At 74.7% G+C, this 22,816-nt stretch carries 19 protein-coding genes; 17 read left to right on the forward strand and 2 right to left on the reverse strand.

Annotation, left to right across the window (positions count from 1 at the left end; all coding sequences use genetic code 11):
• The first annotated feature begins 19 nt into the window (after positions 1-19).
• From pheT to tyrS, 17 genes are all read left to right on the forward strand, one after another.
• A complete protein-coding gene (gene pheT / locus QQS41_RS09840; RefSeq protein ID WP_448852518.1) occupies positions 20-2,539 on the forward strand; it encodes a phenylalanine--tRNA ligase subunit beta in 2,520 nt (839 codons plus the stop codon).
• A 323-nt stretch (positions 2,540-2,862) separates the two neighbouring features.
• A complete protein-coding gene (argC, locus tag QQS41_RS09845; protein WP_448852519.1) occupies positions 2,863-3,930 on the forward strand; it encodes an N-acetyl-gamma-glutamyl-phosphate reductase in 1,068 nt (355 codons plus the stop codon).
• 107 nt (positions 3,931-4,037) lie between these two features.
• A complete protein-coding gene (argJ, locus tag QQS41_RS09850) occupies positions 4,038-5,231 on the forward strand; it encodes a bifunctional glutamate N-acetyltransferase/amino-acid acetyltransferase ArgJ (RefSeq protein WP_448852565.1) in 1,194 nt (397 codons plus the stop codon).
• Between the two features lie 61 nt (positions 5,232-5,292).
• The gene (gene argB, locus QQS41_RS09855; protein ID WP_448852520.1) at positions 5,293-6,273 is read left to right on the forward strand and encodes an acetylglutamate kinase; all 981 of its coding nucleotides are present in this window, start codon (positions 5,293-5,295) and stop codon (positions 6,271-6,273) included.
• Positions 6,274-6,410: 137 nt separating this feature from the next.
• Positions 6,411-7,664, forward strand: coding sequence for an acetylornithine transaminase (locus tag QQS41_RS09860; RefSeq protein WP_448852521.1), 1,254 nt, complete (start codon positions 6,411-6,413; stop codon positions 7,662-7,664).
• 85 nt (positions 7,665-7,749) lie between these two features.
• Entirely contained in the window at positions 7,750-8,700 is a 951-nt protein-coding gene (gene argF, locus QQS41_RS09865) for an ornithine carbamoyltransferase (RefSeq protein ID WP_448852522.1), read from the forward strand.
• Entirely contained in the window at positions 8,697-9,218 is a 522-nt protein-coding gene (locus QQS41_RS09870; RefSeq protein WP_448852523.1) for an arginine repressor, read from the forward strand. The genes argF and QQS41_RS09870 overlap by 4 nt, the downstream gene beginning before the upstream one ends.
• A 40-nt stretch (positions 9,219-9,258) precedes the next feature.
• Complete coding sequence (locus QQS41_RS09875) at positions 9,259-10,458, forward strand: argininosuccinate synthase (RefSeq protein ID WP_448852524.1); 1,200 nt, start codon at positions 9,259-9,261, stop codon at positions 10,456-10,458.
• A gap of 56 nt (positions 10,459-10,514) precedes the next feature.
• Entirely contained in the window at positions 10,515-11,948 is a 1,434-nt protein-coding gene (gene argH / locus QQS41_RS09880) for an argininosuccinate lyase (protein ID WP_448852566.1), read from the forward strand.
• Positions 11,949-12,433: 485 nt separating this feature from the next.
• Positions 12,434-12,676: a hypothetical protein gene (locus QQS41_RS09885; protein WP_448852525.1), complete on the forward strand. Its 243-nt coding sequence runs from the start codon at positions 12,434-12,436 to the stop codon at positions 12,674-12,676.
• A 12-nt stretch (positions 12,677-12,688) separates the two neighbouring features.
• Positions 12,689-13,537 (forward strand): vWA domain-containing protein, encoded by an 849-nt coding sequence (locus QQS41_RS09890; RefSeq protein ID WP_448852526.1) that lies wholly within the window; start codon positions 12,689-12,691, stop codon positions 13,535-13,537.
• Positions 13,534-13,683, forward strand: coding sequence for a hypothetical protein (locus tag QQS41_RS09895; RefSeq protein WP_448852527.1), 150 nt, complete (start codon positions 13,534-13,536; stop codon positions 13,681-13,683). The genes QQS41_RS09890 and QQS41_RS09895 overlap by 4 nt, the downstream gene beginning before the upstream one ends.
• A 28-nt stretch (positions 13,684-13,711) precedes the next feature.
• Positions 13,712-14,932, forward strand: a complete 1,221-nt coding sequence (locus tag QQS41_RS09900; RefSeq protein ID WP_448852528.1) for a hypothetical protein — start codon at positions 13,712-13,714, stop codon at positions 14,930-14,932.
• Positions 14,933-15,539: 607 nt separating this feature from the next.
• Positions 15,540-15,851: a hypothetical protein gene (locus tag QQS41_RS09905; RefSeq protein ID WP_448852529.1), complete on the forward strand. Its 312-nt coding sequence runs from the start codon at positions 15,540-15,542 to the stop codon at positions 15,849-15,851.
• 10 nt (positions 15,852-15,861) lie between these two features.
• Positions 15,862-16,035: a Trm112 family protein gene (locus QQS41_RS09910; RefSeq protein ID WP_448852530.1), complete on the forward strand. Its 174-nt coding sequence runs from the start codon at positions 15,862-15,864 to the stop codon at positions 16,033-16,035.
• 101 nt (positions 16,036-16,136) lie between these two features.
• Positions 16,137-16,742: a DNA-3-methyladenine glycosylase gene (locus QQS41_RS09915; protein ID WP_448852567.1), complete on the forward strand. Its 606-nt coding sequence runs from the start codon at positions 16,137-16,139 to the stop codon at positions 16,740-16,742.
• A 70-nt stretch (positions 16,743-16,812) separates the two neighbouring features.
• Positions 16,813-18,084 (forward strand): tyrosine--tRNA ligase, encoded by a 1,272-nt coding sequence (gene tyrS / locus QQS41_RS09920; protein WP_448852531.1) that lies wholly within the window; start codon positions 16,813-16,815, stop codon positions 18,082-18,084.
• Between the two features lie 126 nt (positions 18,085-18,210).
• On the opposite strand, the gene QQS41_RS09925 is transcribed toward tyrS, so the two are convergent.
• Together QQS41_RS09925 and QQS41_RS09930 are read right to left on the reverse strand one after the other, a co-directional pair.
• Positions 18,211-21,555 carry an FAD/NAD(P)-binding protein gene (locus tag QQS41_RS09925; protein ID WP_448852532.1) on the reverse strand — a complete coding sequence of 1,115 codons (3,345 nt, stop codon included), beginning with the start codon at positions 21,553-21,555 and terminating at the stop codon, positions 18,211-18,213.
• On the reverse strand, positions 21,531-22,604 hold the full coding sequence (locus QQS41_RS09930) for a pyridoxal-phosphate dependent enzyme (protein WP_448852533.1): 1,074 nt from the start codon (positions 22,602-22,604) through the stop codon (positions 21,531-21,533). The genes QQS41_RS09925 and QQS41_RS09930 overlap by 25 nt, the downstream gene beginning before the upstream one ends.
• Between the last annotated feature and the right edge of the window lie 212 nt (positions 22,605-22,816).

Consider the following 22,816-nt stretch of genomic DNA (forward strand, 5'->3'; position numbering starts at 1 on the left):
CAGCAGCAGAAGGAAAAGAATGTTCATCTCCCAGTCGTGGGTCACCGACGTCGCCGCAGCCGCCGCCCCCGGGTGGTCCGTCACCCCGGACGAGCTCGACGAGGGCTTCGTCCGCGTCGGCTTCGAGACCGAGGGCCACGAGCCGATGCCGGCGATCACCGGGCCGCTGGTGTTCGGCCGCGTCGCCTCCATCGAGGAGCTCGAGGGCTTCCGCAAGCCCATCCGCTACTGCTCCGTCGACGTCGGCGACGCCAACGGCACCGGCGAGCCGCAGAACATCATCTGCGGCGCCCGCAACTTCGCCGAGGGCGACATCGTCGTCGTCGCGCTGCCGGGCACCGTCCTGCCGGGCGGCTTCGAGATCTCCGCCCGCGAGACCTACGGCAAGGTCTCCGAGGGCATGATGTGCTCCGAGGCGGAGCTCGGCCTGGCCGACCAGTCCGCCGGCATCCTCACCCTCGGCGAGGACGAGACGTCCCTGCCGGACGGCGAGGGGGAGGCCGTCGCCATCGGCGCCGACGCCCGCGCCTTCCTCGGCCTCGACGACGAGATCTTCGAGGTCAACATCACCCCGGACCGCGGCTACGCGCTGTCCGCCCGCGGCCTGGGCCGCGAGATCGCCTCCGCCTTCGACCTCGACTTCGTGGACCCCGCGACCGCGGGTGCGGGCGAGGCCCCGACCGACGCGCCCGTGCTGGACCTCGAGGTCCGCCCGGAGACCGACGCCCTGCGCTTCGGCCTGCGCCGCGTCACCGGCGTCGACCCGGCCGCGCGCACCCCGTGGTGGATGCGCCGCCGCCTGCTGGCCGCCGGCCAGCGCTCCATCAACCTGCCGACCGACGTCACCAACTACGTCATGATGCTGCTCGGCCAGCCGATGCACGCCTTCGACGGCGCCCGCGTCTCCGGCGGCCTCGTCGTCCGCAACGCGGAGGCCGGCGAGACCATGACCACCCTCGACCACGTCGAGCGGAAGCTCGACCCCGAGGACGTCGTCATCTGCGACGACTCCGGCATCCAGTCGCTGGCCGGCGTGATGGGCGGCGTCACCTCCGAGATCGCCGACGACACCACCGACGTCGTCTTCGAGGCCGCCGTGTGGTCGCCGCTGCGCACCTTCCGCACCGGCCGCCGCCACAAGCTGTCCTCCGAGGCCTCCCGCCGCTTCGAGCGCTCCGTCGACCCGGCCCTGGTCGAGCCCGCCCTCGACCTGGCCTGCAACCTGCTGGCCCGCTACGGCGGCGGCGCCCCGGAGCCCGGCCGCACCCTCGTCGGCGACGCCCCGGCCCCGCAGCCCATCGTCATCCCCGCGTCGCTGCCCGGCGAGGTCGCCGGCGTCGACTACCCGGCCGGCGTGACCCGCGCCCGCCTCGAGGAGGTCGGCTGCGCCGTCGAGGGCGACGACGACGGCGAGCTGACCGTCACCCCGCCGACCTGGCGCACCGATCTGACCATGAAGGCCGACCTGGTGGAGGAGGTGCTGCGCCTGGAGGGCCTGGAGGACATCCCGGTCGTCCTGCCGGTCGCCCCGGCCGGCCGCGGCCTCACCGACCGCCAGCTGCGCCGCCGCGCCATCGGCCACGCCCTGGCGCACGCCGGCTACCTCGAGATCCTGCCGACGCCGTTCACCGCCAACGACGTCTTCGACCGCTGGGGCCTCGACGCGGACGACCCGCGCCGCGCCACCGTGAAGGTCGTCAACCCTCTCGAGTCCGATTCCGCGCAGCTGGGCACCACCCTGCTGCCGGCGATGATGGACGCGGTGCGCCGCAACGTCGCCCGCGGCCAGGTCGACCTGTCGCTCTACGGCGTCGAGCAGGTCACCGTCGCGCGCGGCGAGGGCCGGTCCCCGATGCCGTCGACCGCCGGCCGCCCGGCCCCGGAGGAGCTGCGCGAGCTGCTTGACTCCCTGCCGGAGCAGCCGCTGCACGTCGCGACCATCGCCTGCGGCCGCGCCGAGCTGGACACCCCGTGGGGCCCGGGCCGCGCCTACGGCGTCGCCGACGCCATCGAGTCCGCCCGCGTCGTCGCCCGCGCCGCCGGCGTCGAGCTGGAGCTGGCCAACGCCGAGCACCTGCCGTGGCACCCGGGCCGCTGCGCCGCGCTGTCCGTCGACGGCCGCGTCGTCGGCCACGCCGGCGAGCTGCACCCGCAGGTGCTGCGCGAGATGGGCCTGCCGGAGCGCACGTGCGCCATGGAGCTGGACGTCGACGCGCTGCCGCTGCGGGAGAACCTGCCGGCGCCGGTGCTCAGCCCGTTCCCGGCGGTGCACCAGGACGTCGCGCTCGTCGTCGCCGACGACGTGCCGGCCGCCGCGGTGCAGGAGACGCTGCGGGAGGGCGCCGGCGAGCTGCTGGAGTCCATCCGCATCTTCGACGTGTTCCGCTCCGACGCCGTCGGCGAGGGCCGCCGCTCCCTGACGTTCGCGCTGCGCTTCCGCGCCGCGGACCGGACGCTGACGGAGGACGAGGCCTCGGAGGGCCGCCGCGCCGCCATCGCCCTGGCGCAGGAGCGCCACGGCGCCGAGCTGCGCGCCTGACGCGGCGCCGGGTCCTCCCGGCATCCATCGCGTGACGACGCCCCGGGCCCGGCGCCCGGGGCGTCGCCGCGTGCGGGGACGCGGTCACGCGTGGAGCCGCGCCCGGGGCTCCGGCGCGCGGGGGACGTCGTCACGCGGGGAGGCGGGGGACGCGCGGACGCGGCCCGCGCACGACGCGCGGGGCACGCGCGGCGCGGGGGCCGTCGTCACGCGAGGGGGAGTAGAATCGGGGACCGTCCGCGCGAACGGGGCGCGCGGAACCGCGACGCGCCGACGCGGTGAATAGTTTGCGACGCCATGAATAAAGGTGCACAATGGCCGCCATGACCATTTCCGTTGCCGTCGCCGGAGCCAGCGGCTACGCCGGAGGCGAGATCCTCCGCCTGCTGCTCGGCCACCCGGCCCACCTGTCCGGGGAACTGACCATCGGCGCCCTCACCGGCGCGTCGAACGCCGGCCAGCGGGTCGGCGACATCATGCCGCACCTGTCGCCGCTGGCCGACCGCGTCATCGAGGACACCACCGCCGACGTGCTCGCCGGCCACGACGTCGTCTTCCTCGGCCTGCCCCACGGCCACTCCGGCGCCATCGCCGCCGCCCTCGAGCAGGCCGCCGCGGACGCCGGCACCGAGCCGCCCGCCATCATCGACTGCGGCGCCGACTTCCGCCTCCGCGACGCGGGGGAGTGGGAGCGCTACTACGGCTCCGAGCACGCCGGCACCTGGACCTACGGCATCCCCGAGCTGCCCGGCGGCCGCGAGGCCATCGCCGGCACCCGCCGCGTCGCCGTGCCCGGCTGCTTCCCGACCGGCGGCACCATCGCCGCCCTGCCCGCCCTCTCCGCGGGCCTGGTGAAGCCCGAGCTCACCGTCGTGTCCGTCACGGGCACCTCCGGCGCCGGCAAGAAGGCCTCCGTCGGCCTCCTCGGCTCCGAGGTCATGGGCAACCTCCGCGCCTACAACACCTCCGGCGCCCACCGGCACACCGCCGAGTTCATCCAGAACCTCACGCCGTACGCCCCGGACCTGTCCGTCAGCTTCACGCCCGTGCTCGCGCCCACCTCGCGCGGCATCCTGACGACGATCACCGCGCCGCTCGCCGACGCGTCCGTCACCGCCGAGTCCGCCCGCGCGGCCTACGCGGAGGCCTACGACGGCGAGCCGTTCATCCGGCTGCTGCCGGAGGGCCTGCAGCCGCAGACCCAGTCCGTCCTCGGCTCCAACATGGTCCACCTGCAGGTCGAGGTCGACGAGCGCGCCGGCCGCCTGCTCGTGACCGGGGCCATCGACAACCTCACCAAGGGCACCGCCGGCGCCGCCGTGCAGTGCATGAACCTCATCGCCGGCCTCGACGAGACGGCGGGCCTTCCGCAGGCGGGAGTAGCACCGTGACCGACAACATCGACCAGACCACCGCCGGCGCCGCCCAGGCGGGCGCCGCCGCGGCCGGGGGCGCCCTCGACGCGCCGACCGACGCCGCCACCGGCGGCGCCGGCGCCATGACCTCCGCGCCGGCCCCCGACGCCGCGCCCGTCGGCGTCACCGCCCCGGCCGGCTTCCGCGCCGCCGGCGTCACCGCCGGCATCAAGCCGTCCGGCAACCCCGACCTCGCGCTCGTCGTCAACGACGGCCCGGAGCACGTCGCCGCCGCGACGTTCACCCGGAACCGCGTCGTCGCCGCCCCGGTCACCGTCACCCGCGAGCACGTCGCCGACGGCGCCGTCCGCGCCGTCGTGCTGAACTCCGGCAACGCCAACGCCTGCAACGGCGCCGCCGGCATCGACGACGCCCGCGCCACCTGCGACGCCGTCGCCGCCGCCCTCGGCTGCGACGCCTCCGACGTCGCCGTGGCGTCCACGGGCCTCATCGGCGACCGCCTGCCCATGGACGTGCTGCTCGCCGGCGTCGACCCGCTCGTCGCCGCCCTCGGCGACGGCCCCGACGCCGCCTACGCCGCCGCCGACGCCATCCGCACCACGGATCTCACCGCCAAGCAGTCCGTCGCCCGCGGCGAGGGCTTCACCGTCGGCGCGATGGGCAAGGGCGTCGGCATGATCAGCCCGTCGCTGGCGACCATGCTGGCCGTCATCACCACCGACGCCGTCATCACCCCGGAGATGGCGCACGCCGCCATCGCCGGCGCCTCCGAGATGACGTTCAACCGCCTCGACGTCGACGGCTCCACCTCCACCAACGACACCTGCCTCATCATGGCCTCCGGCGCCTCCGGCGTGACGCCCTCCCAGGAGGAGCTCGACCGCCTGGTGCGCGAGGTGTGCGAGGACATCGCCGCCCAGATGCAGGCCGACGCCGAGGGCGTCACCAAGCGCGTCTCCGTCACCGTCACCGGCACGGGCGGCGAGGAGCAGGCGCTCACCGCCGCCCGCATCATCGGCCGCGACAACCTCTTCAAGTGCGCGATGTTCGGCTCCGACCCCAACTGGGGCCGCGTCCTCGCCGCCGTGGGCGTCGCCCCCGTCGACATGGACCCGGAGAACATCTCCGTCAGCTTCAACGGCCACATGGTGTGCGAGAGGACGACCGGCACGCCCGACGCCCGCGAGGTCGACCTGTCCGGCGCCGACATCGACGTCGTCGTCGACCTCGGCACCGGCGACGGGGGCTCCGCGACCATCCGCACCACGGACCTGTCGCACGACTACGTCCACATCAACTCCGCGTACTCCTCCTGACCCGCGCCCCGGATCGCCGCCGCGATCCGGGCCCCGCACCGACCGAAAGGACGGCGGACCCGTGTCCTCCAGCCCCCGCACCTCCCGCCCCGAGCTCGCCGGCGAGCTCACCGGCGACCTCACCCCCGCGCATCGCGCCCACGTGCTGGCCGAGGCCCTGCCCTGGCTGCAGCACTACCGCGACCGCATCGTCGTGGTGAAGTACGGCGGCAACGCCATGGTCGACGACCGCCTCAAGGCGGCGTTCGCCCAGGACATGGTGTTCCTGCGCACCGTCGGCGTGAAGCCCGTCGTCGTCCACGGCGGCGGCCCGCAGATCTCCGACATGCTGTCCCGCCTGGGCATGGAGGGCGAGTTCCGCGGCGGCTTCCGCGTCACGACGCCGGAGGTCATGGAGGTCGTCCGCATGGTGCTCTTCGGCCAGGTCGGCCGCGAGCTCGTCGGCCTCATCAACCAGTACGGCCCGTACGCCTCCGGCATCTCCGGCGAAGACGGCGGCCTGTTCACCGCCCGCAAGCGCCTCGTCGACATCGGCGGCGTGCCCACCGACATCGGCCTCGTCGGCGACATCACCGAGGTCCGCGCCGAGCGCATCCGCGACCTCATCGACAACGGCCGCATCCCCGTCGTCTCCACCATCGCCCCGGGCCCCGACGGGGAGGTCTACAACATCAACGCCGACACCGCCGCCGGCGCGCTGGCGACGGCGCTGGAGGCCGAGCGCCTCGTCATCCTCACCAACGTCGAGGGCCTGTACACCGACTGGCCCGACCGCGGCTCGCTGGTATCCCGCATCGACACGGCGTCGCTGCGCGACGTGCTGCCGACGCTCGACTCCGGCATGGTGCCGAAGATGGAGTCGTGCCTGCGCGCCGTCGAGTCGACCGTCAACGCGGCCCACGTCATCGACGGCCGCCAGGAGCACTCCGTGCTGCTCGAGCTGCTGACCTCCGGCGGTATCGGCACCATGGTGCTGCCGCACGAGGAGCGCCCCGACGCTGGCGACGGCTTCGGCGGCACCGTGTACCGCCTGGACGACTGACCGCCCCCGCGCGGTTCGTCCGGACCGCGCGGACGGCGCGGAACGTGCACGCGGAACGCGCGGAACACACCGAACAGATCGAACCGACAGAACCGACCGACCCGACCGACCACACCGACCACCGGGAGGACGCCCACATGACGGACAACACCGAGTTCGCCGGCCGCTACGGCCGGGCGCTGATGGACAACTACGGCACGCCGCGCATCGAGCTGGCCTCCGGCCGCGGCCCGCGGCTGACCGACGTCGAGGGCAACGAGTACCTCGACCTGCTCGCCGGCATCGCCGTGAACGTCCTCGGCCACGCCCACCCCGCGATCGTCTCCGCGGTCTCCGAGCAGATCGGCTCCCTCGGCCACGTCTCCAACATCTTCGGCGCGGAGCAGCCGCTGCGGCTCGCCGAGCGGCTCATCGCCCTCACTGGGTGGCGCGACGACGCGACCTCCGGCGGCGGCGCCGAGGGGGAGGGCGACGATATCCGCGTGATGTTCTGCAACTCCGGCACGGAGGCCAACGAGGCGGCGTTCAAGCTCGCCCGCCTCACCGGCCGCCGCCGCATCATCAGCGCCAACCACGGCTTCCACGGCCGCACCATGGGCGCCCTGGCGATGACGGGCCAGCCGGACAAGCGCGCCCCGTTCGAGCCGATGCCGTCCGGCGTCGAGTTCGTGCCCTACGGCGACATCGAGTACCTCACCAAGGCCATCGAGTCCGACCCGCTGAACACCGCCGCCGTCATCCTGGAGCCCATCCAGGGCGAAACCGGCGTCATCGCCCCGCCGGAGGGCTACCTCCGCGCGGTCCGCGAGCTGACGGCGAAGTACGGCGTGCTGTTCATCGTCGACGAGGTGCAGACCGGCATCGGCCGCACCGGCGACTGGTTCGCCCACCGCCACGAGGGCGTCGTGCCGGACATCATGACCCTGGCCAAGGGCCTCGGCGGCGGCCTGCCCCTCGGGGCCGTCGTCGCCCGCGGAGAGGCGGCGACGCTGTTCCGCCCCGGCTCCCACGGCACCACCTTCGGCGGCAACCCCGTCTCCTGCGCCGCCGCGAACGCGGTGCTGGACGTGCTGGAGGAGGAGAAGCTGGTGGAGCGCGTCGCGCGCGTCGGCAAGGTCTTCGCCCGCAAGCTCGCGGCGCTCGACCACGTCGACCACGTCCGCGGCCGCGGCTTCATGCTGGGCCTCGTGCTCGACGCGCCCATCGCGAAGGGCGCCGTCGACGCCGGCTACCGCAACGGCGTCATCCTCAACGCCCCGCAGCCGTCGGTCATCCGCGTGGTGCCGCCGCTGAACCTCACCGACGACGAGATCGACGAGGCCGTCCGCCTGGTCGGCGCGTGCCTGACGGAGGCGGCCGACGCCGCCGACGGCGCGCCCGCCGCCGGCTGACGCCCCGCCCGACCGCAGGCGGGGCCGCGCCCCGCGACCCCGCCGACCGGCCCGCCCCGGGCCGCCCCGAAAGGAACCGACCACCATGCCCCGTCACTTCCTCGCCGACGACGACCTGAGCCCCGCCGAGCAGGCGGAGGTCCTCGAGCTCGCCGCGGAGCTGAAGCGCGAGCCCTATTCGCGCGACACCTTCGCCGGGCCGCAGTCGGTCGCCGTCCTGTTCGACAAGACCTCGACCCGCACCCGCTTCAGCTTCGACGCCGGCATCGCGCAGCTCGGCGGCCACGCCATCGTCGTCGACTCCGGCAGCTCCCAGCTGGGCAAGGGCGAGACCATCCAGGACACCGGCGCGGTGCTCAGCCGCTTCGTCTCCGCCATCGTGTGGCGGACCTACGCCCACTCGAACCTGGAGGACATGGCCGAGACCGCCACGGTGCCCATCGTCAACGCCCTGTCGGACGACCTGCACCCCTGCCAGATCCTCGCGGACCTGCAGACCATCGTCGAAAAGCTCTGCCCGGAGGAGGGGCCCGCCGGCCTGCGCGGCATGAAGGCCGCCTACTTCGGCGACGGCGACAACAACATGGCGAACTCCTACCTGCTGGGCTTCGCCACCGCCGGCATGCACGTCGTCATCTGCGCCCCCGACGGCTTCCGGCCGCAGGCGAAGTGGGTCGAGCGCGCGGAGGCCATCGCGGAGCGCACCGGCGGCTCCGTCACCGTCACCGGCGACCCGGCGGAGGCCGCCTCCGGCGCCGACGCGCTCATCACCGACACCTGGGTGTCCATGGGCCAGGAGGACGACGGCCGCGACCGCCGCGCCCCCTTCCTGCCGTACCAGGTGACGGAGGAGCTCATGGGCATGGCCGCCGACCGCGCCATCTTCCTGCACTGCCTGCCCGCCTACCGCGGCAACGAGGTCACCGCCGAGGTCATCGACGGCCCCCGCTCCGTGGTCTTCGACGAGGCGGAGAACCGCCTGCACGCCCAGAAGGCGCTGCTGGCGTGGCTCCTCGAGCACCAGGGGGACCGGTGAGCCGCCCCGGGCGGGAGGAGCAGCACGCCTCCCGCACCGCCCGCCAGGCGCGCATCGCCGACATCCTCGCCCGCCACGAGATCACCAGCCAGGCGATGCTCGCCGGGCTGCTCGCCGACGAGGGCATCGACATCGCGCAGGCGACGCTGAGCCGCGACCTCGACGAGCTCGGCGCCCGCAAGGTGCGGCTGGCCGACGGCACGGGCCGCTACCTCGTGGAGCACGACGGGGCCCAGCCCGCCGGTGGCGGGGGAGCGGTCGCCCGCATGCGCCGCGTCCTGGCGGAGCTGCTCGTCTCGACGGACCACTCCGGCGGCATCGCCGTGCTGCGCACCCCGCCCGGGGCGGCGCAGTACCTCGCCGGCGTCATCGACCGGGCCGGGCTGGCGGAGATCGCCGGCACCATCGCCGGCGACGACACCATCATGTGCCTGGCGCGGGAGCCGATGACGGGCGAGGAGCTCGCCCGCCGCCTGGCGGACGGCGTCCGGCGTCCGGACGACGGATGCACCCAGTAGAATCCGAACGACACAACCCACACCAAGGAGAAAGAACACCATGACTGATCGCGTCATCCTCGCCTACTCGGGCGGCCTGGACACCTCCGTCGCCATCGAGTGGATGAAGCAGGAGACCGGCGCCGAGGTCGTCGCCGTGTCCATCGACGTCGGACAGGGCGGCGAGGACCTGGAGACCATCCGCCAGCGCGCGCTCGACTGCGGCGCGGTCGAGTCCGTCGTCGTCGACGCCCGCGACGAGTTCGCCGAGGAGTACTGCCTGCCGGCCATCAAGGCCAACGGCCTGTACATGAAGCAGTACCCGCTGGTGTCGGCCCTGTCCCGCCCGCTCATCGTCAAGCACATGGCGGAGGCCGCGAAGGAGCACGGCGGCACCCACGTCGCCCACGGCTGCACCGGCAAGGGCAACGACCAGGTCCGCTTCGAGGTCGGCTTCGCCAACACCGCCCCGGACCTGAAGATCATCGCCCCGGCCCGCGACTACGCGTGGACCCGCGACAAGGCCATCGCCTTCGCCGAGAAGAACGACCTGCCGATCGAGCAGTCCAAGTCCTCCCCGTTCTCCATCGACCAGAACCTGTGGGGCCGCGCCATCGAGACCGGCTACCTCGAGGACCTGTGGAACGCCCCGACGAAGGACGTCTACGCCTACACCGAGGACCCGACCCTCAACTTCAACTCCCCGGACGAGGTCATCATCACGTTCGAGGACGGCGTGCCGGTGGCCGTCGACGGCCAGCGCATGTCGATGCTCGAGGTCATCGAGGAGATGAACCGCCGCGCCGGCGCCCAGGGCGTCGGCCGCCTGGACATGGTCGAGGACCGCCTCGTCGGCATCAAGTCCCGCGAGATCTACGAGGCCCCGGGCGCGATGGCCCTCATCACCGCCCACCAGGGCCTGGAGGACGTCACCGTCGAGCGCGAGCTGGCCCGCTACAAGCGCGGCGTCGAGGGCGAGTGGTCCAACCTGGTCTACGACGGCCTGTGGTACTCCCCGCTGAAGCGCGCCCTGGACGTCTTCATCGACGAGTCCCAGAAGAACGTCTCCGGCGACGTCCGCATGGTCATGCACGCCGGCAACTGCTGGGTCAACGGCCGCCGTTCCACGAAGTCCCTGTACGACTTCAACCTGGCGACCTACGACGAGGGCGACACCTTCGACCAGACCCTGGCCCGCGGCTTCGTCGAGCTGCACGGCCTGTCCTCGAAGATCGCCGCCAAGCGCGACTTCAACCTGTAGACGCCGGCGACCGGCACGGAGCAAGGGAGCAAGGAGGAGGCCACGTGGCCACTGGCATCGAGGAACACGGCACCAACGAGGGGTCGCTCTGGGGCGGCCGCTTCTCCGGCGGCCCCGCCGACGCGATGGCGGCGCTGAGCAAGTCGACGCACTTCGACTGGGTGCTGGCGCCGTACGACGTGCTGGCGTCGAAGGCCCACGCGAAGGTGCTGCACTCCCGCGGGCTGCTGTCCGACGGGGACCTGGAGACCATGCTGGACGGCCTGGACCGCCTCGGCGCCGACGTCGCCTCCGGCGCGTTCGGCCCGGAGCCGTCCGACGAGGACGTCCACGGGGCGATGGAGCGCGGCCTCATCGACCGCGTCGGCCCTGAGGTCGGCGGCCGCCTGCGCGCGGGCCGCTCCCGCAACGACCAGGTGGCCACCCTGTTCCGCATGTGGGTGCGCGACGCCATCCGCGCCATCGCGGAGGGCGTGCTGGACCTCGTCGACGCGCTGTCGGCGCAGGCGAAGGCGCACCCGGATGCGATCATGCCGGGCAAGACGCACTTCCAGGCGGCGCAGCCGGTGCTGCTGGGCCACCAGCTGCTGGCCCACGCGCACCCGCTGCTGCGCGACGTCGAGCGCCTGCGCGACCTGGACCGCCGCCTGGCGGTGAGCCCGTACGGCTCGGGCGCGCTGGCCGGCTCGTCCCTGCACCTCGACCCGGAGGCCATCGCCGACGAGCTGGGCTTCGACTCGGCGGCGGACAACTCCATCGACGCGACGAGCTCCCGCGACTTCGCCTCCGAGACGGCGTTCGTGCTGGCGCAGATCGCCGTCGACATGTCCCGCCTGGCGGAGGAGATCATCGCCTGGTCGACGCCGGAGTTCGGCTACGTCACGCTGGCCGACGAGTGGTCGACGGGCTCGTCGATCATGCCGCAGAAGAAGAACCCGGACGTCGCGGAGCTGACCCGCGGCAAGACGGGCCGCCTCATCGGCAACCTCGCGGGCCTGATGGCGACGCTGAAGGCGCAGCCGCTGGCGTACAACCGCGACCTGCAGGAGGACAAGGAGCCGATCGTCGACTCCGTCGAGCAGCTGCGCCTGCTGCTGCCGGCGATGACGGGGCTCACCGCGACGCTGACGTTCCACGAGGACCGGATGCGGGAGCTCGCCCCGGCGGGCTACACGCTCGCGACGGACCTGGCGGAGTGGCTGGTGCGCGAGGGCGTGCCGTTCCGCGTCGCCCACGAGGCCTCCGGCCAGTGCGTGCGCATCGCCGAGTCCCGCGGCGTGGGCCTCGACGAGCTCACCGACGAGGAGCTCGCCGGCGTCCACGAGGCGCTGACGCCGCAGGTGCGCGAGGTGCTCACCGTCGACGGCGCCGTCGCCAGCCGCGACACGCGCGGCGGCACCGCCGGCCCGCGCGTCGCCGAGCAGCTCGGCCGCGTGGAGGAGGCCTCCGCGGAGGCCCGCGCGTGGGCGACCGCCCCCGTGCGCGCCTGACGACGGCACCCGCGCGGCCCGCGGCCCCGATCCCGGCCCGCCGGCCGCGCCGCCGCGCCGGCTGACACGGCCCCGGACCCGCCCCGGAAGGGGAGGGCCGGGGCCGTCGCCGATCCCGCGGGAGGGGAGCGTCGTCACGCTCCCGCGGGCCACGCGGGGACCCGCTGCGGGCCGGCGGGCGGAACCTGCGGGACGCGCCGCGGCGGTCGCCGTGATGTTCTCCTTCGCCGCGGCCTGCGGCGCCGGGGGAACGGACGACAAGCCGGTGCTGCGGATCCTCGCCGCGACCGAGCTGGCGGACATGGCGCCGGTGCTGGAGCAGGCGGCGGAGGACCTGCCCTTCCGGGTCGAGTTCGTCCACGCAGGCGGCACCCTGGAGGCGTCCCAGCACGTCGGCTCCGGGGCCGCGGACGTGGACGGCGCGCCGTTCGCCGCGACGTGGTTCCCGACCAACCGGTACCTGGACCTGATGGGGGGAGCGGGACGTGCTCGCCGGCGGCGAGTCCATCGCGTCGTCGCCCGTCGCCATCGGCGTGACGCCGGACGTGGCCCGCGACCTCGGCTGGTCACGCGACGCCCCGCCGACGTGGCGCGACCTCGTCGACGCCGCCGCGGACGGGAAGCTGCGCTTCGGCATGACCGACCCCTTGACGTCGAACTCCGGCTTCTCCGCCCTCGTGAGCGCCGCGACCGCCCTGGCCGACACGGGCAACGCGCTGACGGAGTAGGACATCGACCGGGTGGCGCCGGACCTCGCCCGGTCCTTCGCCGCGCAGTCGATGACCGCGGGCTCCTCGGGGTGGCTGAGCGACAGGTTCCGCGAGGGCCGGGGCCACGCCGACGCGCTCATCAACTACGAGTCGGTGCTGCTCAGCGACCCGGGCCTGGGCCTGGAGGTCCTCGTCCCCGCCGACGGCGTCGTCACCGCCGACTACCCGCTGTCGCCGCTGGCCTCCGCCTCCCCGGAGGACCGGGGGGGGCGCGTCGACGAGCTCACCCGGTGGCTCCTGGACGAACCGCAGCAGTGGACCATCGCGGAGACCACGCAGCGGCGCACGTCCGCCGGCGGCGGGGACGCCGGCCGCATCGAATTCGAGATGCCGTTCCCGGCGCGGCAGGAGGTCGCCTCCCTCCTGCTCGGCCGCTACTCCGACGAGTTCCGGCCGGCGCCGCGGTCCGTCTACGCGCTGGACACCTCCGGCTCGATGGAGGGCGAGGGGATCGAGTCGCTGCAGACCGCGCTGCTGCGGATCATCAACTCGGGCGAGGGGCTCGGCCTCCCGCGCCTGGCGGAGAGGGCGAAGACGACGTTCCTCACCTTCGGCGGCGGGGTCGGCGAACCCGTCACGGTGGAGCTGGACCCGGGCGACTCCGAGCGCAGGCGCGAGCTCAGCCGGATGGTCACCGGGATGGCGGTCGGCGGCAACACCGCCCTGTTCCCGGCGCTGGCGGAGGCCTACCGGATCCTCGAGCGGGAGGACCTGGGCAACCGCATCCCCTCCATCGTCCTCATGGCGACGGCGCGAACACGGTGCGGTTCGGCGAGGACCAGTTCCGCGCCTTCCACGAGGGCCTGCCGCCGCACGTGAAGGACATCCCCGTGTTCGTCATCCTCTACGGCGAATCCGACGAGGCGTCGATGCAGCGGGTCGCGGAGATGACCGGCGGCAAGGTCTTCGACGCGCGGACCACGCCGATGGCGGACATCTTCACCGAAATCAGGGCGTACCAGTGACGGCGGCCCCGCACGCGAGGAGGAATCCATGAGCTCGTCCACTCCGTCGACGGCGATCACGTCCGCCACCGGCACATCCGGGGGAGGCTCCGGCTCCGGAGGCCGTCGCGGCCTGTTCGCGGTCCTCGCCGTGGTGCTCGTCGCCGTCATCGGCGCCGCCGTGTGGCTCGGACGCGGCGACGGCGGATCCGGGGGCGGCGACGTCACCGTCGTGAAGGCCGTCATCGGTTCGGAGAAGAAGCCGTTCTTCGACGACGCGGAGGTCACGGAGGTCCTGCGGGACCGCGGCTACGAGGTCTCCGTCGACACCGCGGGGTCCCGCGAGATAGCGGACGTCGACCTGTCGTCCTACGACCTGGCGTTCCCGTCGTCGGCGCCGGCCGCCGACCGCATCCGCGAGCGCGTCGACGAGGTCGGGGCGCATTCGCCGTTCTTCTCCCCGCTCGTCGTCGCCTCCTGGACGCCCATCGCCGAGCTGCTGGAGCGCGAGGGCGTCGCGAGCCGCGGCGCGGACGGGCACTGGCGCATCGACATGCAGGCCTACCTGGAGCTGACGTCGGAGGGCCGGCGCTGGCGGGACCTGCCCGGCGCCGACGGCGTCTACCCGTCGCCGTCGGAGATCCGCATCAGCAGCACCGACGTGCGCACCTCGAACTCGGCGGCGATGTACCTGGCGCTGATGAGCTGGGTCGCCAACGGCGGCGGCGTCGTCACCGGCCCGGCGCAGATCGAGGCGGCCGTCGACGAGGTCGCCCCGCTCTTCGTCGGGCAGGGCTACGCCCAGTCGTCGTCGGCCGGGCCGTTCCGCGACTACGTGTCGCAGGGCATCGGCTCGAAGCCGATGGTGATGATCTACGAGTCGCAGTTCCTCGGCCGCTCGATGGACGAGCGCGGGAAGGCGTCCATGACCGACGAGATGGTGCTCATGTACCCCGAGCCGACCATCCAGTCGACGCACACCGCCGTGTCGCTCACGGAGGAGGGCGACGGACTCGCCCGCCTGCTCGCCGAGGACCCGGAGCTGCAGCGCCTCGCCGCGCGCCACGGGTTCCGGCCCTACGACGGCGCGCTGCTCCGGGAGGAGCTCGAGGCCCACGGCATCGCCCCGACCCCGGAGGTCATCACCGCCGTCGACGCCCCCGACCACGCGACGCTGGAGGCGCTCATCGAGGGCGTCGCCGCCCGCTTCGGCGCCGCGCCCCCGCCGCGCGACGACGACGGGGCGGTCGACGACCCCGGCATCAGCTGACCCCGCCACCGCAGACCCGACCGCACCCGACCCCGGAGGACCCCGTGACCGACCCGTTCGACCCCTCCGCCCGCATAGCCGCACCGGCCCCCGACGCAGCGGCGGGCGCGGCCGCGGGACACGCCCACGCCCCTGCGCCGGCTCCCGCGCCGGAGCCGCTGCGCCTGGCCCCGCCGGCGCCGGTCGCCGCGGTGGAGCCGCGCCAGGTCGGGGCGCTCATGCCGCTGCCGCCGGCGCGCGTCGACGAGCTGGGCGGCATCGCCGCGGGATTCGCCCGCGCCGCCGCCGACCGGGACCCGCGGTCGCCGGAGTTCCGGGATGTCGTCTCCCACGTCGCGACGCTCGGCGCCGCGGAGATGCGCTCCGCCGCCGAGACCGCGGCCCGCATGATCGAGCGGCCCGAGCAGGCGCTCGCCGGCGCCCGCGGCGGCACGGACCCGTCGGGCCAGCGGCACGTCGCCGACGACCTCACCGCCCTGCGCGCGGTCATCGACGAACTCGACCCCGCAACCTGCAGGAGAAGCGCGGCCTGCTGGACCGGCTGCTGCGCCGGGAGCTCCGCGGCCTGTTCGACCGGTACCGGGACGCGAAGCCGCGGCTGGACGCGGTGCTGCGCCACCGGGCGGCGATCGAGGGCATCGTCGTCACGCATCTCCCGGAGGCGGCGGAGGCCTACCTGGACATCGCCTCCGACATGCGCGACCGGGAGTTCCGCGGCCGCACCGCCAACGGCGAGTTCCTGCGCCACGTCGGGCTGCTGCGGGAGGAGGCGGCGGAGGTGCGCGCCGCGATGGCCGACGATGCGCTCGGCCGCCTGGAGGTCAGCACCCGCGCCCTGGAGGCGGCGTCCGGGTCGACCGGCGTCGAGGATCTGCTGCGGATTTCGCGGATGGCCGGGGAGGACCCGGCGGACGGCTAGGATGGCCCGCATGAGCCTCGATCCGAAGCTGCTGGAGATCCTCGCCTGCCCGCGCGACCACGGTCCGCTGGAGTACCGGGAGGACGATCAGGTGCTGGTCAACCCGCGCCTGGGCATCGCCTACCGCATCGACGACGGCGTGCCGGTGCTGCTGTCCGACGAGGCCGTCGACTGGGCGAAGTGACGCCGGGGGACGGCGCGCCCGGCCCGACCGGTGCGGCCGGCCCGGCCGGCCCCGACGCGCCCGGCGCCCCCGCCGGCCTCTCTCTCCGCACCGCGCATCCCCTGCACGCGGCGCTGTCGCAGTCCCCGCCGGAGGCGGCGCGGGCGCTGCTCGGCGCCCGCCTCGCCGTGCCCGGCGACGGGGTCGTCGCCGCCATCGTGGAGGTGGAGGCCTACGGCGGTCCCGCGGAGTCGCCGTGGCCGGACCCGGGCGCGCACACGTGGCCGGGGCGCACCGCCCGCAACGCGGTGATGTTCGGCCCGCCGGGCCACCTGTACGTCTACCGCTCCTACGGGCTGCACCACTGCGCGAACGTGACGTGCGGCCCGGACGGGACGGGCGGCGGCGTGCTGCTGCGCGCCGTCCGCGTCGACGAGGGCGCCGGCGTCGTCCGCGCCCGCCGCGGCGACGTGCCGGCCGCGCGCCTGTCGGCGGGTCCCGGCAACGTCGCGGAGGCGCTGGGGGTCACCCTCGCCGACTACGGCGCGGATCTGCTCGACGACGCCTCCCGCGTCCGCCTCCTGCCGCCGCCGGAGGGGGAGCGCGTCGTGCTCGAGGGCCCGCGGGTGGGCCTGCGGCGGGCGTCGGCGCGTCCGTGGCGGCTGTGGCTGGACGGCGAGCGGGTCTCGGCGTACCGGGCGCATCCGCGGGCCGACGGGGAGGGCTGAGCCGGCCGCGGCGCGCCCGCCGTGCCCCCGCGGCCTGCGGCGGCGCGGCCCGCGGCTACGATGGGCCACCGTGAGCAACGGAAACATCATCGACGAACTGCAGTGGCGCGGCCTCATCGCGCAGTCCACCGATCTCGACGCCCTGCGAGAGGAGGCGGAGAAGGGCCCGCTGACGGCCTACGTCGGCTTCGACCCGACGGCGTCGTCGCTGCACGCCGGGCACCTGGTGCCGCTCATCATCCTGAAGCGCCTGCAGGAGGCGGGTCACCGCCCGATCGCCCTGGCGGGCGGCGCGACCGGCATGATCGGCGACCCGCGCGACGTCGGCGAGCGCTCGATGCTGGACGAGGAGACGCTGTCGGCGAACGTCGAGGCGATCGAGGGGCAGCTGCGCCGCTTCATCGACTTCGGCGAGGGCCGCGGCCTGCTGGTGAACAACGCCTCGTGGACGGCGTCGATGTCGGTGGTGGAGTTCCTGCGCGACCTGGGCAAGAACTTCTCCCTGAACACGATGCTGGACCGCGAGACGGTCAAGCGCCGCCTGGAGAACGACGGCATCAGCTACACGGAGTTCTCCTACATGCTGCTGCAGGCCAACGACTTCCTGCACCTGCGCCGGGAGTACGGCTGCCGCCTGCAGATCGGCGGCTCCGATCAGTGGGGCAACATCGTCTCGGGCGTCGATCTGAACCGCCGCGTCGACGGCGAGAAGGTCCACGGCCTGACGGTGCCGCTGGTGACGGACGCGGAGGGCAAGAAGTTCGGCAAGTCCACCGGCGGCGGCAAGCTGTGGCTGGATCCGGAGCTGACCAGCCCGTACTCCTGGTACCAGTACTTCATCAACGCGGGTGACGCGGTGGTCGTCGACTACCTGCGTTGGTTCACGTTCCTGACGCGCGAGGAGATCGCGGAGTACGAGGAGGCGGTGGCCGAGCGCCCGTTCAAGCGCGAGGCGCAGCGCCGCCTGGCGCAGGAGATGACGACGCTGGTGCACGGCGAGGAGGCGACGCGCGCGGTGGAGCTGGCGGCGCAGGCGCTGTTCGGCCGGGCGGAGCTGACGGATCTCGACGAGCGCACCCTGGCGTCGGCGGTCTCCGAGACGGAGGTCGCGGAGGTCGGCGCCGGCGATCCGCGCACGATCGTCGATCTGCTGGTGGCGTCGGGCCTGGCGAAGTCGAAGGGCGAGGCGCGCCGCACCATCAAGGAGGGCGGCGCCTACGTCAACAACGAGCGCATCTCCGACGAGGAGTGGGCGCCGGCCGACTCCGATCTGCTGCACGGCACCTGGCTGGTGCTGCGCCGCGGCAAGAAGAACTTCGCCGGCGTGCGCGTCACCGGGTAGTGCCCGCGCACCGGGTGCGCGCGTTGTTCGCGTGACGACGGCACCCGCGCGGCCTCCCCGCCGGACGCCGGACGGCCCGCCCCGCATGGTCTGCGGGGCGGGTCGTCGTCTCCGGCGCCGTGGGCGTCAGCGGTCGATGAGGTCGACCGTGACGCCGGTGGCGGCATCGGCTTCTGCGCCGGCGCCCTGCGGCTCCGCGCCGGCCTCCTCGCGATGCGCCTCCGAATCGTCGGCGTCCGTCAAGTCTTCGGGCTTGCCGGACGGGTCCGCGTCGCCCGTCGTCAGGTCCACGACGTTGACCGCCAGCGGGATCTGATGCGAGGCGCTCTCCAGGATGTGCATGAAGTAGCCCGCGGTGTTCGGCAGCGCGATGACGTCGCCGACGCGGATGCCCCCCGGGAAGCGCTGGCGCCGGCGGACGATGACCTCGTCCTCGATGCAGTACGCGCCGACGAGGAATCCCTCGGAGCCGGGCGGCCACGCCAGGGCCCCGTCGCCGCCGGCCGCGGCCCACGACCCGCCCGCGCCCGCGTCCGCGGCAGCCGCACCGGCATCGCCGTCGGCGGCGCCGGCATCGCCGTCCGCCGCCTCCGCCGCGGGCACGAGCACGGGGTCGACGAGGATGTCGGACGCGGTCGTCCGGCACTGGGTGCGGTTCATCTCCAGGCCGACCAGGGGCAGACCGTCGCTGCGGTGCGTCAGGAACGCCACCCGCGCCAGCGTCACCCCGCAGCCGTCGAGCAGCGATCGGCCGGGCTCCAGGTGCACGCGCAGACCGCGCCGGCGCAGCGCCGCCGCCGCGGTTTCCGCGTCGGCCGCCGGGGCGCCGGGGGTTCCGTCGTCACGCATCTCCGGGACGCGCACGTCGCCCCCGAGCAGCGACCGCAGCCACCCGCCGCGCACCGGCGACTGGTGGAAGGGGTAGATGACGGGCAGCGGGTCGTCCTTCCACGTCACCGCCTCGCCGGTGACCTCCGGGTCGCCGGCGGCGATGCGTTCGCGGACGTCGAGGAAGCGCGCCCACTGGTCGCCGTCGTCGACGTAGCTCATGGGCACGCCGCCGCCCATGTCGACGAACCGCGGCCGGTGGCCGAGCCGGCGGGCGGCGTCGGTCAGCGCCAGCGCCTCGCCGAGCGCCAGGCGGCGGTCATCGGCGGAGTAGCCGTGCAGGTGGACGTGGACGCCGGCGACGTCGACGGGCGCGTCGGCGGGCCGGGGCAGGGCGGCGGCCCACGTCGCCAGGCGCTCGCCGAAGCGGGTCGGCGGCAGCGTCGCCGGGTCCGGCGCCAGCCGCGGGGCGACGCGCACCCGCGTCCCGGCGGCCCCGGCGATGCGGGCGAGGCGGCGCAGCTCCGCGACGCCGTCGGCGGAGACCGTCACGTCGTTCCGCACCGCCAGCTCCAGCAGCCGGTCGGGCTTCACGGCGGCGGACAGGATGATGCGCTCTCCCGGCACGCCGCGGTCCAGCACCTGGCGCAGCTCCCGCTCGGAGGCGACGTCGATGCCGTGGCCGGCGTCGCGGGCGGCGTCGACGAACGCGACGGCCTTGTTGGCCTTGCGGGCGTAGAAGACGCGGACGTCGACGCCCTCGTCGGCGCCGGCGTCGACCAGCTCCGCGGCGTTGCGCAGCATCGGCGCGGGACGCAGGACGTTCACCGGTGAGGAGTGCGCGTCGAGGATCGCCGAGCACCGCGCGGGGTCGGCGATCAGCCGCCGCGACCACGGCTCCAGCCGCCCGGTCAGCGGGATGGTCGCCTCCGCGCGGCGCGCGGGTTCCGCGCCGGCGCCGGCCGCCGCGATGCGCGTGACGACGCGCCCCGCCCACCTGCGCACGACCCCGTGCAGGGTCCGGTCCAGGGTGTCGGCGCCGGGCAGCACCGCGTCGGCGTCCCGGCCGGCGACGGACAGGCCCGGCAGCGCGGTCGAACCGTCGGCCGCGGTGGCGTCGGTGAACAGGGCGTCGACGAGGTCGGCGGGGGCGGGTCCGGGCGCGTCGGGGTCGTCGCCGGCGCCGGCCGCAAGCTGCGCGGCCAGGCCGTGGGCGAGGGTGCCGGGCACGAGGCCCGCGGGGGCGAGGACGCCGTCGACGGCGGCGTCGGCCTCCGGGGCGCCCGCCGTCATCGCGGAGGCGTCGACGATCCCGGCGTCGGCCAGCGCCACGATGCGCGCGGCGCTCCACGGGATGATGCCGAAGCCCACGCGCTCGAGGGTTCGGGCCAGCTGCGCGAACCCGGGCACGGAGGCGCGGCGCGGCCCGGAGGAGCGCCACACGATCGCCGGGTAGAGCGTCAGCCACGCGTGGCCGACCGCCCAGCGCACGTCCGGCGGCGCCTCGCCCGCGGCGACGGCCAGCGAATGGCGCAGCGCCTCGACGGGGTCGTCGCCGTCGCCGTCGGTCCCGTCGAACACGGCGCGGATGGCGGCGTCGCGCTCCGGGCCGGCGGACAGCGGGCGGGCGGCGGGATTCGCGGTGGCCGGGCCGTCCTGGGCGTCCGGTCCGTCGTAGCCCTCCAGGGCCGCGTCGAGCAGCGCCGAGGCCGCCGCGGCCAGCGCGTCGCGGAACGCCGCGTCGTCGGCGGCGTCGCGGATGGCGGCGTCGTGGAACTCCATGCCATCGGACCGCACGCCCGCCAGATCGCTCCGCGGGTCCGCCTTGACCTGCATGAACCGGCCCGACCGCGACCAGGGGCGGATGACCGCGGGCTCGCGGCCCGACGGCTCGTAGACCAGGTGCGTCGCGGCGCCGGCAGGGGACCCGTCGACACCGTCGGCGCCCCCGGCCGCTCCGGCCGGGCGGAACACGCCGCCGCGGCCGGCCGTGAGGTCCAGCGCCGCGTCGACGAACGTCAGCGCCGCACCCCGCACCGCCACGGATGCGCCGGCCGGAACCGCGTCCAGCGGCGTGCCCGGGTAGACGTGCAGCACCTCGCCGGCGCCGGGCGCGTCGCCGGCGTCCAGCGCTCCCGGCCACGTCGGGGCGTGCCCGGTGGCCAGCAGGACCTCGTCGTAGGCGTCGGCGGGGGAGCGGGAGGCGTCGTCACGCCCGATGACCCACCGCGGCCCCTCGCGGCGCAGCCCGGTGACGCGATGCGGCACCAGCCGCAGCGCACCGCCGGCGCCGGCGAGCAGCGCATCCCACGACTCGCGGAGGAACGCGCCGACCAGGCGGCGCGGCGGGAACGGATCGAGGTCGCCGGACTCGCCGCGGGCGCGGCGCCAGTCGTCGAGGGACCCGAGGTGCGTCCGCACCATCGAGGAGCGGCCGTTGATGCGGCGATGCGCCGGCTGGGCCGGGTCGTAGGCCGAGCCCGAACCAGGGGCGTTGCCGTCGAAGACGTCGACGCGCACCGCGACGCCGTGGGCCCGGGCCCGCGCCAGCAGCTCCTCGGCCGCGTGCAGCCCGCGGGGGCCGGCGCCGACGATCGCGACGCGCGCGGCCGTCTCCGTCACGGCGTCCACAGATGCGCCCATTCGTCCTCCTTCTCGTTCGCCGCGGCGCCGACGCGCTCGCGGACCCAGTCGTCGTCGTGGATCGTGTCCAGGTAGGCATTGCCCAAATCGTGCAGGATGAGCACCGTGTCGGTGCCCCCGTCGCGGTCGCCGAACCCGACGTCCGCCTCCGCGGTGCCGCCGGAGCAGAGGGAATCCAGCAGCGCGGCGACGACCGCACCGCCGGAGGCGCCGGCGAGGATCCCCTCCCGGCGCGCCAGCACGCGGGCGGCCGCCGCGGCCGGGGCGACGCCGACGCGGACGACGCGATCGGCGTCGGTGAGCGTCGACAGCTCCGGCACCATGCCCGCGCCGAAGCCGGGCAGCAGCCGCTCGCCGCGGTCGCCGCCGTAGAGGACGGAGCCCTCCGCGTCGACGGCCGTGACGTGGGTGGTCGCGCCGATGTCGCGCAGGTGGCGGACGCAGCCGCCGAGCGTGCCGGTGGTGCTGACGGCGACGAGCAGCCGGTCGGGCGCGCGGCCGACCTGCTCGACGACCTCGCGCATCGTCTCCCGGTGCGCGGCGAACGCGGCGCGGTTGGAGTACTGGTCCAGCGTCACCGCGTCCGGCATCTCCGTCAGCAGCTGCGCGACCAGGGCGCGGCGGGCGGTCAGCCAGTCGCCGGTCTCCGGGTCCGGCGCGTCGACGAGGTGCACCGTCGCACCGAGCGCCTGGATGGCGGCGACGGTCTGCTCGTTGGACCGCGGGTCGACGACGCAGTGGAAGTCGATGCCGTGGACGCCGCATTCGCGGGCGAGCGCGACGCCGAGGTTGCCGGAGCTCGACTCGACGACGCGGCCGCCGCGAGCGACGGCGCCGGAGGCCAGCGCGGCGTCGAGCAGCGCGGCCGCCGTGCGGTCCTTCGCGCTGCCGCCGGGGTTGAGGCCCTCGAGCTTCGCCCAGATGCGGTGGCGCGGGGTGGACGGGGGACGGTTGCCGGACGGGTCGGGTGAGGCGAGGCGGTCGAGGCGCACCAGGGGAGTGCCGCCGACGAGTCCGCGTATCCCGGTCCGGCTGACCAGGTAACTCATGTTCACCACACTACCAGCGCGGATGCGCGGGTGCGCAGGCGGGCGAATGCGGTGGTTCAGGCGGGCGCGCGCCCCCAGGAAAGGCGCGTGTCCAGGGGTTTTGCGTTGCGACGAGACCCGTGCGTATATTCATCCGGGTCAGCGCGGCTGACGGGTTCGCCCGGTTCACACCGGACGAGGAACCCGGGAGCATGAAGCGTTGGTTGGGGGAG

Source organism: Corynebacterium sp. 335C (genome assembly GCF_053525695.1).

Excerpts from the sequence above, each read along its gene's own strand:
- QQS41_RS09925 (WP_448852532.1), bottom strand. The coding sequence starts at position 21,555 with ATGGGCGCATCTGTGGACGCCGTGACGGAGACGGCCGCGCGCGTCGCG.
- QQS41_RS09860 (WP_448852521.1), top strand. The coding sequence starts at position 6,411 with ATGACGGACAACACCGAGTTCGCCGGCCGCTACGGCCGGGCGCTGATG.
- QQS41_RS09910 (WP_448852530.1), top strand. The coding sequence starts at position 15,862 with ATGAGCCTCGATCCGAAGCTGCTGGAGATCCTCGCCTGCCCGCGCGAC.
- QQS41_RS09875 (WP_448852524.1), top strand. The coding sequence starts at position 9,259 with ATGACTGATCGCGTCATCCTCGCCTACTCGGGCGGCCTGGACACCTCC.
- pheT (WP_448852518.1), top strand. The coding sequence starts at position 20 with ATGTTCATCTCCCAGTCGTGGGTCACCGACGTCGCCGCAGCCGCCGCC.
- argF (WP_448852522.1), top strand. The coding sequence starts at position 7,750 with ATGCCCCGTCACTTCCTCGCCGACGACGACCTGAGCCCCGCCGAGCAG.
- argJ (WP_448852565.1), top strand. The coding sequence starts at position 4,038 with ATGACCTCCGCGCCGGCCCCCGACGCCGCGCCCGTCGGCGTCACCGCC.
- argC (WP_448852519.1), top strand. The coding sequence starts at position 2,863 with ATGACCATTTCCGTTGCCGTCGCCGGAGCCAGCGGCTACGCCGGAGGC.
- QQS41_RS09900 (WP_448852528.1), top strand. The coding sequence starts at position 13,712 with ATGAGCTCGTCCACTCCGTCGACGGCGATCACGTCCGCCACCGGCACA.
- QQS41_RS09930 (WP_448852533.1), bottom strand. The coding sequence starts at position 22,604 with ATGAGTTACCTGGTCAGCCGGACCGGGATACGCGGACTCGTCGGCGGC.